Below are 14743 nucleotides of genomic sequence, written 5' to 3' on the forward strand. Positions count from 1 at the left end.
GAAAACAGTCGATAGCAGGTAGAATTTGATCCTCCGTTTCTTATGTTTGTGTGTTTGCCGACCATTTTCACACCACCTCCGACTGAATTCCTACTCTAACGTACCTCTCCGCTGCGTCAACGGAATATTCATCGTCATCGTTGTACCATGACCAATGCGGCTTTCAACCTGAAACCGGCCTTTATCTCGATAATGGACGTTGATCATCCGCAATACGTAACTTAGTCCGATGCCGAGGCCTGATTTTTTCTTTTCGTTTTCGTATGAAAGTAAGCGGGAAACTTCTTCCTCCGTCATGCCAGCTCCGTTATCTTTCACCTCAATGTTCATATGACCGTCATAAGCAGCGATGCGCACTTCGATCACCCCTTCTTCATCTCCAAGCCCATGATACAAAGCGTTTTCGACGATCGGCTGAAGGATGAAACGCGGAATCGTCTGGTCCAGCAGTGTCTCGTCCACATCGTATCGAACATTAAACTGATAATCGTAACGAATGCGCTGAAGCGCCATGTAGTCTTTCAAGGCTTCGAGTTCATCGCGCAGACTGACGACGGATCCTTCTTTGCCTAAGTTATAGTGCAGAACACGTGTGAAAATGGAAACGAGACGGTCGATATCATCCTGCCCGTTCATGCGCGCGATCCATTGAATTGTATTTAACGTATTATGGATAAAGTGAGGATTGATTTGATGGAGAAGCTTTTCCACTTCCAATTGCGCTTTCATCCGCTCATTCTGTTCGATTTCCGCAAACAATTCCCCCATTCGAGTTCTCATGAGATCGAACTCGAATAGCACGCTGTCGAATTCGCGCACGTTCGTCTTATTGAGCTTAGAATCGAATTTGCTGCCTCTCAGGGAACGAATCTCTCTTAGAATGCTTCGGATCGGCCGGTATACGGTCCGCCATACCAATAATGCGAGCGCAATGCTTAGAGCAAGACATACGAGGCTGATGCCTCCGTATCGCAATAGCCAGGTACGGAATTCCTTCTCAAAATCTCGTTTATCGATCGCAACGATGACACTCCACCCTTGGTCGCTAACTTCCTTGAAAAAATAAAATCCTTTTTCTTCTGCTACATCAACAGCCGAGTTTTTAATAAAAGAAAAATCGGTGCCTGAAGGAAATTGAAGCTTGTTGTCACTGTAGGCAATTTTACCGCTCTGATTCAACAAAATATGCGAGGCGTTCATCCCATATTGATCCTTTTTGAGAATTTTCTCAAAAAAAAGGAGATTGGTTTCTAGATACACGTAAATCGTTTGCTCTTCTATTCCAGGGACATTTACCGGTCTTGTCAACGAGAAAACGGCATTCTGACTGTGCTTGTACGCTGTTTCGTGCGGACCGAAGAACGATTCACCCTTAACGCTGGACAGTAAAGGAAGCGATTCAATGGAGAAATCGTCCCTGATTTCCCGGTTTTCGAACTTCACTTTCTCATCGCCAGAAAAAAAATAGAGCATAACCCCCAAATATGGATTCGTGGAATTAACGAGACTCATATTTTTCTGAATCTCCGTCGTCAGCTGCAGCTGCTCAAAAATACTTTGAGACGAAAGTAGATTGGATAACGATTGTCCGACAGATCCTTCTTGCGAAAGCTGCAGAGAGGCATACTCCATATTGCTAAGCGTATTTTCAAGACCCACTCTCGATTGGGACAGCGTGTTTTTAATTCCGCTTTCGATTTTTTCATGAAAAATCGTTTGCAAAGCCAAATAAGAAACCACCCCTAGTGAGAGGAGTGGAATAATAGTACTCATCAGGAGCGTTACAATCAATCGCGTTTTAAGGGAAGACCAGTCGATCTTCATTTTATCTCGATGCTCCCTTCGTTCGCTTTTCGGTATTCCGCTGGATTCATCCCGGCCCGTTCACGGAATATTTTGCTGAAATACTTTTCATCCTTATAGCCGGTTCGTTCCGCAATTCGGTAAATCGGGTACTTTGTTTCGACAAGCAGTCCTTTCGCCTTCTCGATCTGCAGTTCCTTCATGTATTCACCGAACGATCTACCAATAATCGTTTTGAAGCATTCGCTGAAATAGCCGCTGCTTATGTTAAATGTTGCTGCCACCATGTCGCGATTGACACGCAAATCGTCCAATTGCAGCATATAATAAAGTGCTTTCAAAACGGTGACGATGATTTCGTCAGAGTAAACGAAGCCTTTCATTCTCTTCTGTATCGCACATCGAATCTCAATAAGGATTTGCTTAAACACGTACCAGCTTACCAACGATTCTGAGATGGAAGCGTATGTATCCAACTCGCCGCTTCGGAACATTTCGCGCCAAAGGCGCACGGATATACGGAGTAATTCCGACAAATATCGGTTGTCCGGTTTCGATTGCTCGATCAAGGCGATCAGACGCTGCCACCCCTCCTCTTCATAAAGCCAGCGGAAAGAGAACCATACTTCATCAAGCAGTTTTGGCTGATCGAGAATAGGTTTGTCCGTCGATTTTGCCGGCATCATCGTCAGTTCGTACACTTTCCGATTCGGTTCGTATTCGTAAAACAAATAAGTACGAATGCTTTCGACAGATAATTCCCGCTTTCCATAAACTTTTACAAGGACGTAATCGTTCGATTGAGCTGCATATCGACGTAAGGACGATTCTATTTCGTCATCCGTGCAAGCAATGGACCAAATTTGACCGCCGAGCAGTGTTACGGAAAAAATACCTGCCTTCATCAAATCAGGAACTGGATCTAGCTGCTTGGTTGTAAACATGAGCGCCAATAGATAAATAGGCTTATCTTCCGTCTTCGTTTTGGAAATACCCGTTCCCGCCACTTTATTCGTTTCGTCAAACCGGATTCTCTGTACGATTCGCGCCAGCATGTTATCCATGCTTTCTTTTTCCAACTGTGTTTTGACGATGTAGTCAATTGCTCCGGCACGCATGGCTTCTTGAATGTATTCGAAATCCTGATGACACGTCAGCACGACGATCCAGGTATTCGGATGCTGAGCACGAACCTCATGCATCAGTTCGAAACCACTCATTGTTGGCATCGTCAAATCGACGAACAGCAGGTCGACTTTGTGTTGCTGCATGAAATCGAGTGCCGCCCGACCGTTCCCCGCTTCGCCGACAATTCGGATGTCATATTTACTCCATGGCATCGTGGAAATTAGGCCCTTGCGAACCAGCTTCTCGTCATCCACAATCAATGTATTTAACATTTTGTATCGCCTCGATCCTAACGTAATTTCGCTGTAAGTCGACATAATCAAGCAAGGTGCTCGTTCATCCTTTATCTTCTTCAGATTTATAGTACCCATAATATCTCTTCAATAAAAAAAAGGGTAGCCCTCTGATATCATTCTATCAGAACTACCCTCAATGTTTTGGAGACCCTTTAATCTATCCCCTGACGTAATCATAAATCCCCTTAAAAGTGCTTGTAAGTGTATCTTGACTTATTAAAACATGCGTCCTAAGGCCCTGCGAAGCCAATCCCTCTTGAAAAGTGTGAGCGAACAAAAAGCCGCTATTGGAGATTTGGCCGCCTAGAATGATCCTGTCAGGTACAAATACACGTAGAGCAGGTGATAAAATGAGGGCCATTCGCTGACCAAATAGCTCAAAAAGCTGTCTCGCACCCGGCTCTTCGGATATAGCGGAATTCGCCAACTCGCGTACGTCACGACCTCTCAAATCCATCCCCAATTCCAAAGCCAATTGAATAATACCTCTTTTGGAGATATAGTCATCCGCAATCCCGTTTCGATAGGGCACTTCATACAACCAACCGTTTTCCGGAACGTCGCTCCGTTGTTTCACCAAGCGTCCATGCTCCAGAAAACAGGATCCGAGCCCCGTTCCGATTGTTAAGCATACGACCCTGTCTGCGCCTTGGGCTTCCCCGTAGACGGCTTCGCCGAGGCCGAACAATGAGGCGTCGTTCTCGAAAGTGATGCGGAACTCCGGGGCAAGCCTCTCCTGCACGGTAGCATCAGAGTGAAGCGCTTCCTCTAGCATCTTTCCGATAGGGAGCCTGTATAAGGAATCAAATTTGCCCAAGCCCCGAATGAGGCTTATCCCGTTCTCATAATCGAAAGGACCGGGAAACGCCATACCAATTCCGCTAATCCGCTGGTTATCTTGCTCTACTTTGGAGATAACGTCCCTAACAATCCTAGCAAAGTTATTGATGATCTCATCTGCGGATAATTCGGCTCGAGATTCGTAATGCGCGACGCTCGGCCCGATAATCGTTCCTCCGCATACCGCCGCGGCCTTGATCTGCGTTCCTCCGACATCGAAGGCCAGAATAATAGAAGAATTCATTTTAGGCTACCTCCTAAGCTCTGACATAAGCTTTTATCGTACCGATGGTTTTCCCTTCACTTTTACCGCTTGGCCGAATCAAGTAGGTCGAGACGGAAGCAGGGACAATGAAAGTTTCCGCAAATCGGACCACAAATGGCTCGAACGATCCATCAGGACTTTCAACGGTCGCCTCTTCGCCTTCGATAAGGTTCAGCATATGAACACTTCCGTTCGACTCGTGAATGACGGGAAGCGAGAACCAGTGCCGACGCGTCTCGATGAATTCGAGCTCGTGCAGACCCGTCCGCTCTTCTATCCATCCTTCACCTTCCGCCACCTTTTCGATCTGGCCCACGCATTCCGACGTCGTCCATTCGGTAGTCCGGTTCCATTGAATGACTTTGGCCCCATGCTCCACATGAACGGGTCTAGGCAGCCCGTCGAGACCGAGCCGATCCCAGTCCCATAGTTTAAACGTGAAAATATAAGGCGTAGCGCTAATCTCCAGCACCATACAGCCCGATGCGGAGCAATGGACCGTTCCTGCTGGGATGAGAAAATGATCATGCTTGGCTGCAGGATATACATTGACATATTCCTTCGCTGGAAACGTACATTCCCCATTCTGTGCTTTGCGCAAATCCGTTATCATGGCTGCGGGATCGATGTTTTCCTTAAGCCCTAGATACACTTCTGCCCCTGGCGCGGCATCAAGAATATAATAGCTTTCGTCCTGCGTATAAGACATGCCGAACTGCTCGCGGATATAGTCAGTAGTCGGATGCACCTGCAAGCTCAGGTTCTGTCCTCCTATCGTATCGAGGAAGTCGAACCGAATCGGGAATTCAGCACCGAAGCGCGAATAGACCTTCTCCCCCAGCAGCTTAATCGATTCGAAGAAGACTAGATTGATGGCAGGTATCTCCAAACGCAAAGATCCGTATTGAAAATAAAGGCTGTTTTCTTCCGGCACACCATCGAAACCCCATGCGTATGGATGATTTTTTTGGGGTAGATCTATGTTAGACTCCAACCACGTACCGCCCCATACTCCCGGGTCGAAGTAGGGTACGAGCCGGAACGGCTGGCTTGCGGTCTGAGATAGCCCGGCGAACAACGCTTGCTTGGATAACATCTTAGGTTCATTCTTGGAATTTGAATCCAGATAGTAATCGATACGATCGAACAGAGATCTCTTGAGCCGGTCCGCCATGCGCCATTCAAAGAAGAAACCGCGCTTGTAGAGACGAAGAGTATCATCTTCTCTTTTACTTGTCCGCCAGTTGCCCATCTCCTTCGCTCGGAAACGAAGTTGAATTTCCCAACGTGCTAAGTCCGCATAGATTAGAACGTCACCACTTGCGATAAGTGAGGCCCCGAATCCGATGACCACGATAATCCCGTTATCTATCGCCGCTATCTTACTACGTAATTTGTCGACTTTATCCGGCTGGTAAAACTCATCTATATTGAAAGGCGCCATGTACCCGAATACGCGATCGTCTGACATATAACGCTCGACTTTGCGATCAGCCTCTAATGGGTCGAGTGCTGCCTCTTCAGATCTGACAATCATTTTCGGCTTTAGGGAGACTGCCAATCCTTCGAGAATTTCCTCCTGTCTGACGCCAGGGTAACATTCCACAACGACGATCACCTTCTTCTTCCTCTTATTCGCAATTGACGCCTCTATCGTATCCCCGATCGCCTTATAGCCCGACCAAGCTTCATGCTCCCAATTTCGAATCGTGATGGATGGCTCCTTGTTGTATGAAGATTTCATGTAATTCCACAGCTCCTTCGCATTAATTTATCATAATATATCATAAATTAACACAAATGAACATTGTTATTTGTCATCTAGATGATATGTAGCTCCACGCCGCTTTCTTCGATGTGCTTCTTGTCCTCATCCCCTATGCCTTGATCCGTAACAAAAACATCAATATCGGTAAGATGAGCCACAGTCGAGAAAAATCTTCTTCCGATCTTGGACGAGTCGAGAACCATAACGACCTTCTTGGAAGAACGGATCATCGCTTTCTTTACTTGCGTATCAAGCAGATTAGGATCGGTAAAGCCTCCTTCGGATAAATACCCCAAGGCGGATAAAAACAAGGTATCTGCATGATACCGTTCGAAAAATTCTTCCGCGACTGGTCCGACAAAGGTTCCGGATACTTCCCTTAGCATGCCACCACAGCAAATGATGGTATTTCTCTCCGATACAAACGGGCGAAAGCGGCTCAACGTTTCCATTCCGTTCGTAAGCAAGGTCAACTGGTCGTACGACACTAGAAGCTCAGCCATACGGGAAACCGTTGTTCCGTTCTCTAGGATCAGCACGTCCCCATCTCGCACAAATCGTTCGGCCACATAGGTAGCCAAGCGGTCTTTAACATCCTGATTGTGGGACTGTTTAGCGTCCAAACCCGGTTCTTCTTCCGAGGAGAGAGAATCTCGAAAGATCACTCCTCCATGGGAACGTAGCACGTGCTTTTCCTTCTCAAGCACGTTCAAATCACGGCGGATCGTCATTTCCGATACTCCAAAATGATCGCTCAGCTCTTTCATTGTGGCAGCGCCATGTTCGGATATATAGTTTAACAGTGCTTGTTTCCTTTGCAACGGTAGCATATCGCACCCCCTGTGTTTTCACTCATTCTAACACAAATGATCGAAAATGTTCAAAATCTATCCCTTTTGGTTTTGAAGACCTTTTGGGAACCTTAATACAGAAAAATAGACGTGACTGGTTTTGTTCACGTCTTACGCTTATACCAAGACATGCTGCTAAAGATTGGCGCCCGAATCAACATGTCTCGTCGGGACAATTGTTAACCAATATCGTCCACAAAGAAAATTAAAACTAACGCCGTTACAGTACTGACGCCAATTTGCTGTGAATCATCTTTTGTTGGCTGTCCAAATTCTAGAAGCTATCGTGGGTGATCTCATACATGTAAGCCTTTATCTTGTTCCTTTCGTTAAATAGACTTTTTTCTACTTTATGCGAAGTTTTTGCCATTGATAGTTGATCCCATCTGTGCTAAAGTTGCTCACCGTCCTGGAAGGTATCAGATTCCTTTGCTTGTGCATAAACCCTGAAAGATGGAGTTGCAGTGCATAATCTTCCGTTAAATACAAATAATAACGATTATTCTGGTTTAAGGAGTCAAGCAAGATGGTAACGGCTGTATGCGAGCTTGTCTCTTCTCTTGACGAAAACACAAGCATGATTATAAGCAAATTAGGCGAGATTCCGGACCTTATACACCGAAGCTTTCAGCTTGGCGATAGCAGCGTGCAAGCTGCGGTGATATACGTGGAAAGCTTAGCGGACGACTCTGTCATCAATAAAGAGGCCATTAGAGATCCCGAGCTTTTTCCACTCTATATGTTCGCTTAACCCTTCCCGAATCCAGGCTTCGTCGTCTATAATTACCGCTCTGCATTCCGCATTAATCATTATGTTTACCTCACATTTATCTTGTAGTCAGCTGCAAGAAGCTCCTTGGTTCGACGAATCGTTCATACTTTTCTCCCTTGTTTCACATCGATGTAGTCAATTTTAGTTTCCCGTCCTCGCAAAAAGAATATCAAAAAATTTAAGTTTTCTCTAAAACGTACGATTATTTTCGTTTCGTGAGTTGACACCCTTATGTTAAATCGCTCCTTAAATACAATAAAGGATGCCATTCTTGCTTAGTGGCATCCTTTATTGATGAGTACTTTTTTAATGAATAAAATTGTAAATCACTTGCGCCGCTTCTGCACTTGAAGAGGTTATTCTACAGTCGTAGAAAGAGTCGCAACACTTTCCGCCATGTACTGGTCAGCGCTAATGGCTGCGGCTTTGATCAGCAGAAGCGTAAGCATCGTGCGATCTTCTCGTAGAACTCCAGTTCGCCAACATTGGCAAAGCCGTTTTCGGTCTAGATAATCGTTTTAGCCCACCGGATCAGGATGTCCGCTTGTTCTTTCGTAAAGGATTTTCCGGATTGACCCGTTACTTTACCAATATAGTCGGCCATCATGCTCTTCGCCGCGTCTATTTTTCCGCTGGCAGCGGCAGCTTTAGCCTGATCCAATTTAGAATTCAATGATGTTGCAACACTTTCCCATCCTTTGACATTCGTTGCCTGCAGAAACGCAGTTGTTACTGTCTTTAAGCTGTCAAACGTTGCCTTAACCATAAACGTATGCGTAGCCGTCGTTTTATGACCCGCCATGTCCTCCGCTGTGACCGATACCGTATTCTGACCGGACAATAGAGTATACGCTTTGGCCTGAAGCAGCGGTTTAGCGCATGGTGTACCGTATACACTCGAAATGACATCGGTCGCGCTGCACGTCATGGTGACCGTCTGGTCAATCGTATACGAAGGTGCACCTGTTATTTTCACCACAGGTGACGTAAGGTCGATTTTGACCTCCAGCGACTGGGCTACCTCCACATTGCCTGCTTTGTCTACGCTCCAATATACAAGCTTGTGAACGCCTTCTTCTAACAATACGACGGAAGTTCCCGTTTGCTCAGCGCCATCGTCTACCGTGTAGTAGGTATTGGCTACACCCGATCCGTTATCGCTTGCGCTTAAGCTTACCGTGATATCTTGATTGACCCAGCCGCTTGGCGCATTGTCTGTTGTCGTTGGTGCTACTTGATCGACGGCGGCATTCATCAATTGCGTGACTTGAGCCTGATCCAACGGACCGCTAAATACGCGAACGTCGTCGAGTAGTCCATTGTATGCTTCTCCGCCGGACTCATTGGCTCCAATTACGATCTTATTCGTTACAGCCAAAAGCTTTCCGATATTCGTTTCATCGCTTGCCACTAAGCTACCGTCAACATAGATCTTCATACCCATAGTGTGACTGTAGGAAGCCACATAATGATGCCATTCGTTATCGCTGTAGGTCCACGGAAACGTCAGCAACTTAAGCCTAGATGGAGCTTGGGGCCAATAAGCCGCGCGAGCTGTCCCCTCATTTGTCAACTGTAGGGCAGTGAAACGCTTATCTTGCTGGAAAAGGTTCAAGTATTTGGTTGCAGGCTGAGAAGTCTTGAACCAGAGTGACACCGTCTCGTCACCCGATTTGTTCAACGTTGCCGTAGGGTTGATCTCCGCTCTTGATCCTCCGCCGAAAGTAATCGCTCCGCCGATCTTGCCTGAATTAGTCCATGTTGGGTTATTTACCAAAGATAAGGTGTTGTTATTGCCTGAAGAATCACCAGCAGTTGTACCGGAGCCTTCATTGAGCTTCCAGTGGGCTACTAGTTCGGCATGCTTAGTCGTTACGCTAATGGTAGTTGTCAATGGAGCATTGTTCGGATTGATGACTCCAGTAGGCAATGTTGCTACTCCATTTACCGTAAAGGTATGCCCCGTCGTGACAGTCGGATCGTAGCTTGTACCAGCTACTTCCCAAGTCACGTCAGCCTTCAAAGCTCCTGCATCGGTTGCCAGCATTATTTTCGCAGGCAGTTCAAGGGCTTCCGCTGTCTTCGCTACTCCAATTGTCGCTGTGATCGCTTTAGGAGTTATAACGTTATGAAGCGTTTTAACTGTAGGATTAGGCCCATATACCTCAAACTCATAAATTCTTGCTGCCTGATCGGTGGTTTGCGTTGGTGTTGTAACATTCAACTTGATGTAGCGAGCCGACGCTTCAGCAATACTGTTTACCGTAACGCCGAACTTATTATTGTCTACGTTGACCACCGTAGTCCAGTTTGTGTCGTCATTGCTGACTTGAATCGTGTAAGCTTTCGTATTATAAGAGGCGCTCTCCGCAGCTTCCGATGCATGCTTTATGACAAACTGATTCACTTTTTGCTCGGAACCAAGATCAACATGCAACCAGCGGTCATTGGAGCTCGAGCACCATTTTTCCCCCTGGATTACGCTTCCGTCCACGGCATCAGCTGCTGCTGTTGTGTCACTGCATGCGCTATCCGCCGTAACCGTTTTGTTTAGTGCCAAATTCGGACTGTCGCCATTTATCACTTCAGAATACTTGAAAAATTTCATTGAAGTTTCATTTTTAATAAGATAAAAGTAGAATTCCCCCTCTTTTGATATAAAAGGGACTGCTCCGGTGTTGTAAATATACTCATTGCCTTCGCGCGCGTACAAGAGATTCTTATCACTCCACGGTCCCGACGGATGATCAGCCACTCTAAAATAGGAGTCCCCATCTACGTTCTCCATATAAACCAGAACATATTTGCCATCCAATTGACCACCCTTTGCTTTAAAAAAGCCAGGTATATTTCCGACAGGAACAATATCGTTTCCGGATACATCCTTTAAATTAGAAGCGGTCTCATAATTTCGCGACCAACCTGTGCCATTCCAGTATTCCCTTGCATTAAAATCTTCAAAGCTATCTTTGGGCACTCTTGAGAGAAGTAATTTAGATTTAGATTTAGGATCAACTCCATCATAAATTTCATCTGCACCTAGCCCATAAACATAGCCATCATCATCTTCCCAAAAAGCTAAACTCTCAAACTCCTTCAAACGAATAGTATTGCCAACCCTGGCATCACCTGCTTGTGGTGAAAATCCACTAGGAATGCTCTGGTAATACATATATGGAAGCGCATCAAAAGCTTTAAGGGAATTAAAATCAATCTCGCCATTAGTAATGGTATATCTCATAAGCTGGAATGCATTGTTATCTCTGTTATGAAGATAGAAATATAAGTAATTTCCTAAAGTAATCCCTGACTTACTCCAACTGTCGACACTTTTATACTTTGTGCGGTCAGCGGTAGAACCTGCTCTAGCTGATAAAACAAGCTTATGACCTGTGCTGTCATAGAGGCGGACAGCACTTAGACCAAACATGTCAAGGTCTCCCCAGTTACCGTCATTCGAAACCGGATTGTACGTAATTTTCACATATCTGGATGAAATGGATCCGAAATCAATTTCCTTCGCGTAGCCGTTCGGTGCTGTACCGCCAGCTTGCGGAATTTGGAATGGATAACTGTCGCCCGTAAATTCCGTATAGGATACTCCATCTTCAGATGTGAATATTTTAATATTTTTCAAGCCTTTGCTTGTATGTGTGGGCTCATTGAAATTCCAAATATACATTTTGCCCAGTTCCTTTACTGCATAAGCGTCAAAAATAACATAGCTGTTGGCCACCGATGGTTTATGGTCTGAAAGCCACATTTTGCGATAATTCGTATCATGTGTATCCGAAGTGCTTCTAATTCCACTCATTCCATAGCCGCTGACAAGGTTCCAGGCAACCGTTCCCGAATATCCGCTCTCCGCTTTATCGATCTCATGTAAAGGGTTGTAGTTTTGCTTTTGTCCATTAGTGCCCCAAACATAGTTGATGGAAGGGGTATTGGCATCAATCCCCGTATACTTTCCTAGCGTGCTTCCCGAAACCCAATTCCATCTGTCGCCAACAAAAGAATCATTGAAAAGAATGGCTGATTTGGTCAACGATGTCCCAAGTCCTTGCCGGTTCTTAATTCCGAATGGCAACCACAAAAATCCATCTCCCATATGATCCGTTTTATTGAACACGGCATCCCACTCGGGGGCTTCAGTCACCTGATACGTGTACGCGCCTTCTGCTGTGTTTGCAGTAGCGCGAAGAACAGGCTGTACGTCTTCGGTCTCTTGATACGCATTCTCACCTTCTGCGCTGACCCGCTCTGCAGGAACTTGTGTAGCGATTCCTATGACAAGATTCACCACAAGCAACAATGCCAAGGAAAAACAGCTTTTCGTTTTTACTTTTTTTAACATTCCTATCACTCCTTCAAATATTTCATTTTGAGTGGTATCCTTCGCTTCATAGATGCGCTCCACCCAGTCACCAGCCCATCTTCGCTCATCTTGACTCAATCGATGATGATGTTCGGCTTATCGCAAGCGAGGAAGCTGAACGCTTCTGGAGCATGACCGGAAACCGTAAGCACCGGACAATTCAACGCATAAGCTGCCTTAATGAGAGGATTGCTCATGACGTCCCCGATCTGCCCGCTCATCCGGGCACGCTTCATGATTCGGCCGGCGAATATACCCGTACTGAATCTCATTCATCACTTCCGTCGTGGTAAGCGTTTACAAAAATGGATAGACCACGAACAAAGTAAGCATCGTCACATCTCACGTTTTGTCTATTTCAATTCTGTTAACAATCCTATGACTCCGCTATTTTTTAACCGATCCGAGCACTATGCCGCTAAAAAACGGATATATCAGAAGAATCGGAAGCATCGCCACCATCAGCTCTGCCGCGTTTAAAGTTTTGTCCGATGCTTTCATCAGTTGGATCAGCTGATCTGAGGTTAAGTTACTCATCGCTTCCGGCGATATAGAGACGACCAACTGCTTGATATACGTCTGAAGCGGAAAGTTGTCAGGCTTGCTCATGTAAATCAGTCCGTCGAAGAACGAATTCTAATGCCCAACAATACTGAACAGCGTCACCGTTGCCATCGCTGGTAATGAAAGCGGAATATAGATGCACATCAGTGTATACCACGGTCCCGCTCCATCGATGACCGCCGCTTCGTGCAATTCCTTTGGCAAACTTCGAAAAAAATTCATAATCAGAATGACATTGAAAATGAGAACCGCCCCTGGAAGGACCAAAGATCAAATCGTATTTTGCATACCGAGTGTCGTTATGGTCATGTACAGGGGAATCATTCCTCCGGAAAACAGCATACAAAAGACGAGATACCACATGTACAGATTTCTTCCGCGGAATTGCTTGTTTTCCAAGGATAGATGATACGCCATTATAAATGTTAGGATGAAATTAATCATCCCTCCTAGAACTGCTCGTTTGAGAGAGACGCCAAATACCCTGAAAAATTTATCGTCGTCATGAATAATTTGTTACGGCGTCTGCTGCGGTTGTCTTGAACTTCATTCTTTATTTCCCCCCTTGGATCGTATATTTACCTTACAAAGCGATTGTACTATGCTTCTTGTCCTAGACAGGAGCGAAAACAGTCGATAGCAGGTAGAATTTGATCCTCCGTTGCTTATGTTTGTGTGTTCGCCAACCATTTTCATACCTCCTCCGACTGAATTCCTACTCTAACGTACCTTTCGCGTCAACAGAATTTTCATCGTCAACGTCGTACCATGCCCAATGCGGCTTTCTACCTGAAATCGGCCGTTATCTGCGTAATGGACGTTGATAATCCTCAATAAGAGCAACACTTCATCAAGCAGTTTTGGCTCATCGAGAATTTGTTTGTCCACCGATTTTGCCGGCATCATCGTCAGCTCGTATACTTTCCGATTCGGTTCGTATTCGTAAAACAAATAAGTCCGAATGCTTACGACGGATAATTCCGGCTTTCCATAAGCTTTTATAAGGACGTAATCATTCGATTGAGCTGCATATCGACGTAAGGACGATTCTATTTCGTCATCCGTGCAAGCAATGGACCAAATTTGACCGCCGAACGGTGTTACGGAAAAAATGCCAGCTTTCATCAAATCGGAAACTGGATCTAGTTGCTTGGTTGTAGACATGAGCACCAATAGATAAATAGGTCTGTCTTCCGTCTTCGGCTTGGAAATACCCGTTCCCGCCACTTTATTCGTTTCGTCAAACTGGATTCTCTGTACGATCGCGCCAGCATGTTATCCATGCTTTCTTTTTCCAACTGCGTTTTGATGATATAGTCAATTGTTCCGGCACGCATCGCTTCTTGAATGTATTCGAAATCCTGATGACACGTCAGCACGACGATCCAGGTATTCGGATGCTGAGCACGAACCGCCTTCATCAGTTCGAAACCACTCATTGTCGGCATCGTCTAATCGACGAACAACAGGTCGACTTTGTGTTGTTGCATGAAATCGAGTGCCGCTCGACCGTTCCCCGCTTCGCCGACAATTCGGATGTCATATTTATCCAAAGGCATCGTGGAAATAAGTCCCTTGCGAACCAGCTTCTCGTCATCCACAATCAATGTATTTAACATTTTGTATCGCCTCGATCCTAACGTAATTTCCCTGTAAGTCGACATAATCAAGCTTCAATAAAAAAAAGGATAGCCCTCTGATATAGTACTATCAGGACTACCATCTCAATGTTATGGAGAACCATTTGATTGCCTATACCGCGATTTTCTGCTAATTTCTCTCTCGGCTACCATATATATGCAGAAAATAATTTATCCCCTGACGTAATCATAAATCCCCGGGGGAAGCTTAAAATGGAATTGCTTAATAAAGGCTGAGATTAAAATTTGTGAATGGCATGCGTATTAACTCCTAGATGATAATATGATAATGAACAACAATTAGGTCAATTTCTACGCCAACGGCGCCCGTCACATTACATATGTAATATGAGCCGGTATCCCGTTGCAGAGCGAGGTAATGCAGCTTTAGTACACCTTTGGTACCATTAATCGTCCAAATCGATGGGGGGGAGAAAATTG

Annotated in this window: 11 protein-coding genes and 1 pseudogene; 1 reads left to right on the top strand and 11 read right to left on the bottom strand. The window is 45.4% G+C overall.

The window, feature by feature from the left end; translation table 11 throughout:
- Positions 1 to 90: 90 nt before the first annotated feature.
- From HI950_RS29430 to HI950_RS29450, 5 genes are all read right to left on the bottom strand, one after another.
- On the bottom strand, positions 91 to 1824 hold the full coding sequence (locus tag HI950_RS29430; protein WP_169089318.1) for a sensor histidine kinase: 1734 nt from the start codon (positions 1822 to 1824) through the stop codon (positions 91 to 93).
- Positions 1821 to 3203 (bottom strand): response regulator transcription factor, encoded by a 1383-nt coding sequence (locus tag HI950_RS29435; protein ID WP_169089316.1) that lies wholly within the window; start codon positions 3201 to 3203, stop codon positions 1821 to 1823. The genes HI950_RS29430 and HI950_RS29435 overlap by 4 nt, the downstream gene beginning before the upstream one ends.
- Positions 3204 to 3384: 181 nt before the next feature.
- Positions 3385 to 4311: an ROK family protein gene (locus HI950_RS29440; RefSeq protein ID WP_169089314.1), complete on the bottom strand. Its 927-nt coding sequence runs from the start codon at positions 4309 to 4311 to the stop codon at positions 3385 to 3387.
- A 13-nt stretch (positions 4312 to 4324) separates the two neighbouring features.
- Positions 4325 to 6076, bottom strand: coding sequence for a class I mannose-6-phosphate isomerase (locus tag HI950_RS29445; protein WP_169089312.1), 1752 nt, complete (start codon positions 6074 to 6076; stop codon positions 4325 to 4327).
- Positions 6077 to 6153: 77 nt separating this feature from the next.
- Positions 6154 to 6930: a DeoR/GlpR family DNA-binding transcription regulator gene (locus HI950_RS29450; RefSeq protein WP_169089310.1), complete on the bottom strand. Its 777-nt coding sequence runs from the start codon at positions 6928 to 6930 to the stop codon at positions 6154 to 6156.
- Between the two features lie 547 nt (positions 6931 to 7477).
- Between HI950_RS29450 and HI950_RS29455 the strand changes: the two genes are divergently transcribed.
- Positions 7478 to 7702 (top strand): hypothetical protein, encoded by a 225-nt coding sequence (locus tag HI950_RS29455; protein ID WP_169089308.1) that lies wholly within the window; start codon positions 7478 to 7480, stop codon positions 7700 to 7702.
- 526 nt (positions 7703 to 8228) lie between these two features.
- On the opposite strand, the gene HI950_RS29460 is transcribed toward HI950_RS29455, so the two are convergent.
- The 6 genes and pseudogenes from HI950_RS29460 to HI950_RS29480 all read right to left on the bottom strand — a co-directional run bounded on the left by HI950_RS29460 (position 8229) and on the right by HI950_RS29480 (position 14326).
- On the bottom strand, positions 8229 to 12077 hold the full coding sequence (locus tag HI950_RS29460; protein ID WP_169089306.1) for a LamG-like jellyroll fold domain-containing protein: 3849 nt from the start codon (positions 12075 to 12077) through the stop codon (positions 8229 to 8231).
- A gap of 95 nt (positions 12078 to 12172) precedes the next feature.
- A complete protein-coding gene (locus HI950_RS29465) occupies positions 12173 to 12370 on the bottom strand; it encodes a hypothetical protein (protein WP_169089304.1) in 198 nt (65 codons plus the stop codon).
- Between the two features lie 115 nt (positions 12371 to 12485).
- A complete protein-coding gene (locus HI950_RS36155) occupies positions 12486 to 12707 on the bottom strand; it encodes a hypothetical protein (RefSeq protein ID WP_223285584.1) in 222 nt (73 codons plus the stop codon).
- Between the two features lie 27 nt (positions 12708 to 12734).
- On the bottom strand, positions 12735 to 12929 hold the full coding sequence (locus HI950_RS36160; protein WP_223285585.1) for an ABC transporter permease subunit: 195 nt from the start codon (positions 12927 to 12929) through the stop codon (positions 12735 to 12737).
- A 453-nt stretch (positions 12930 to 13382) separates the two neighbouring features.
- Entirely contained in the window at positions 13383 to 13826 is a 444-nt protein-coding gene (locus tag HI950_RS29475; protein ID WP_169089302.1) for a hypothetical protein, read from the bottom strand.
- Positions 13805 to 14326 (bottom strand): annotated as a pseudogene (locus HI950_RS29480) (response regulator). The gene HI950_RS29475 and the pseudogene HI950_RS29480 overlap by 22 nt, the downstream one beginning before the upstream one ends.
- Between the last annotated feature and the right edge of the window lie 417 nt (positions 14327 to 14743).

It is taken from the genome of Paenibacillus sp. PL91 (assembly GCF_012935325.2).
GTDB lineage: Bacteria > Bacillota > Bacilli > Paenibacillales > Paenibacillaceae > Pristimantibacillus.

Coding starts and splice junctions, on each gene's coding strand:
- HI950_RS29430 (WP_169089318.1), bottom strand. CDS start 1,824: ATGAAGATCGACTGGTCTTCCCTTAAAACGCGATTGATTGTAACGCTC.
- HI950_RS29435 (WP_169089316.1), bottom strand. CDS start 3,203: ATGTTAAATACATTGATTGTGGATGACGAGAAGCTGGTTCGCAAGGGC.
- HI950_RS29440 (WP_169089314.1), bottom strand. CDS start 4,311: ATGAATTCTTCTATTATTCTGGCCTTCGATGTCGGAGGAACGCAGATC.
- HI950_RS29445 (WP_169089312.1), bottom strand. CDS start 6,076: ATGAAATCTTCATACAACAAGGAGCCATCCATCACGATTCGAAATTGG.
- HI950_RS29450 (WP_169089310.1), bottom strand. CDS start 6,930: ATGCTACCGTTGCAAAGGAAACAAGCACTGTTAAACTATATATCCGAA.
- HI950_RS29455 (WP_169089308.1), top strand. CDS start 7,478: ATGGTAACGGCTGTATGCGAGCTTGTCTCTTCTCTTGACGAAAACACA.
- HI950_RS29460 (WP_169089306.1), bottom strand. CDS start 12,077: ATGTTAAAAAAAGTAAAAACGAAAAGCTGTTTTTCCTTGGCATTGTTG.
- HI950_RS29465 (WP_169089304.1), bottom strand. CDS start 12,370: ATGAGATTCAGTACGGGTATATTCGCCGGCCGAATCATGAAGCGTGCC.
- HI950_RS36155 (WP_223285584.1), bottom strand. CDS start 12,707: ATGAGCAAGCCTGACAACTTTCCGCTTCAGACGTATATCAAGCAGTTG.
- HI950_RS29475 (WP_169089302.1), bottom strand. CDS start 13,826: ATGTCTACAACCAAGCAACTAGATCCAGTTTCCGATTTGATGAAAGCT.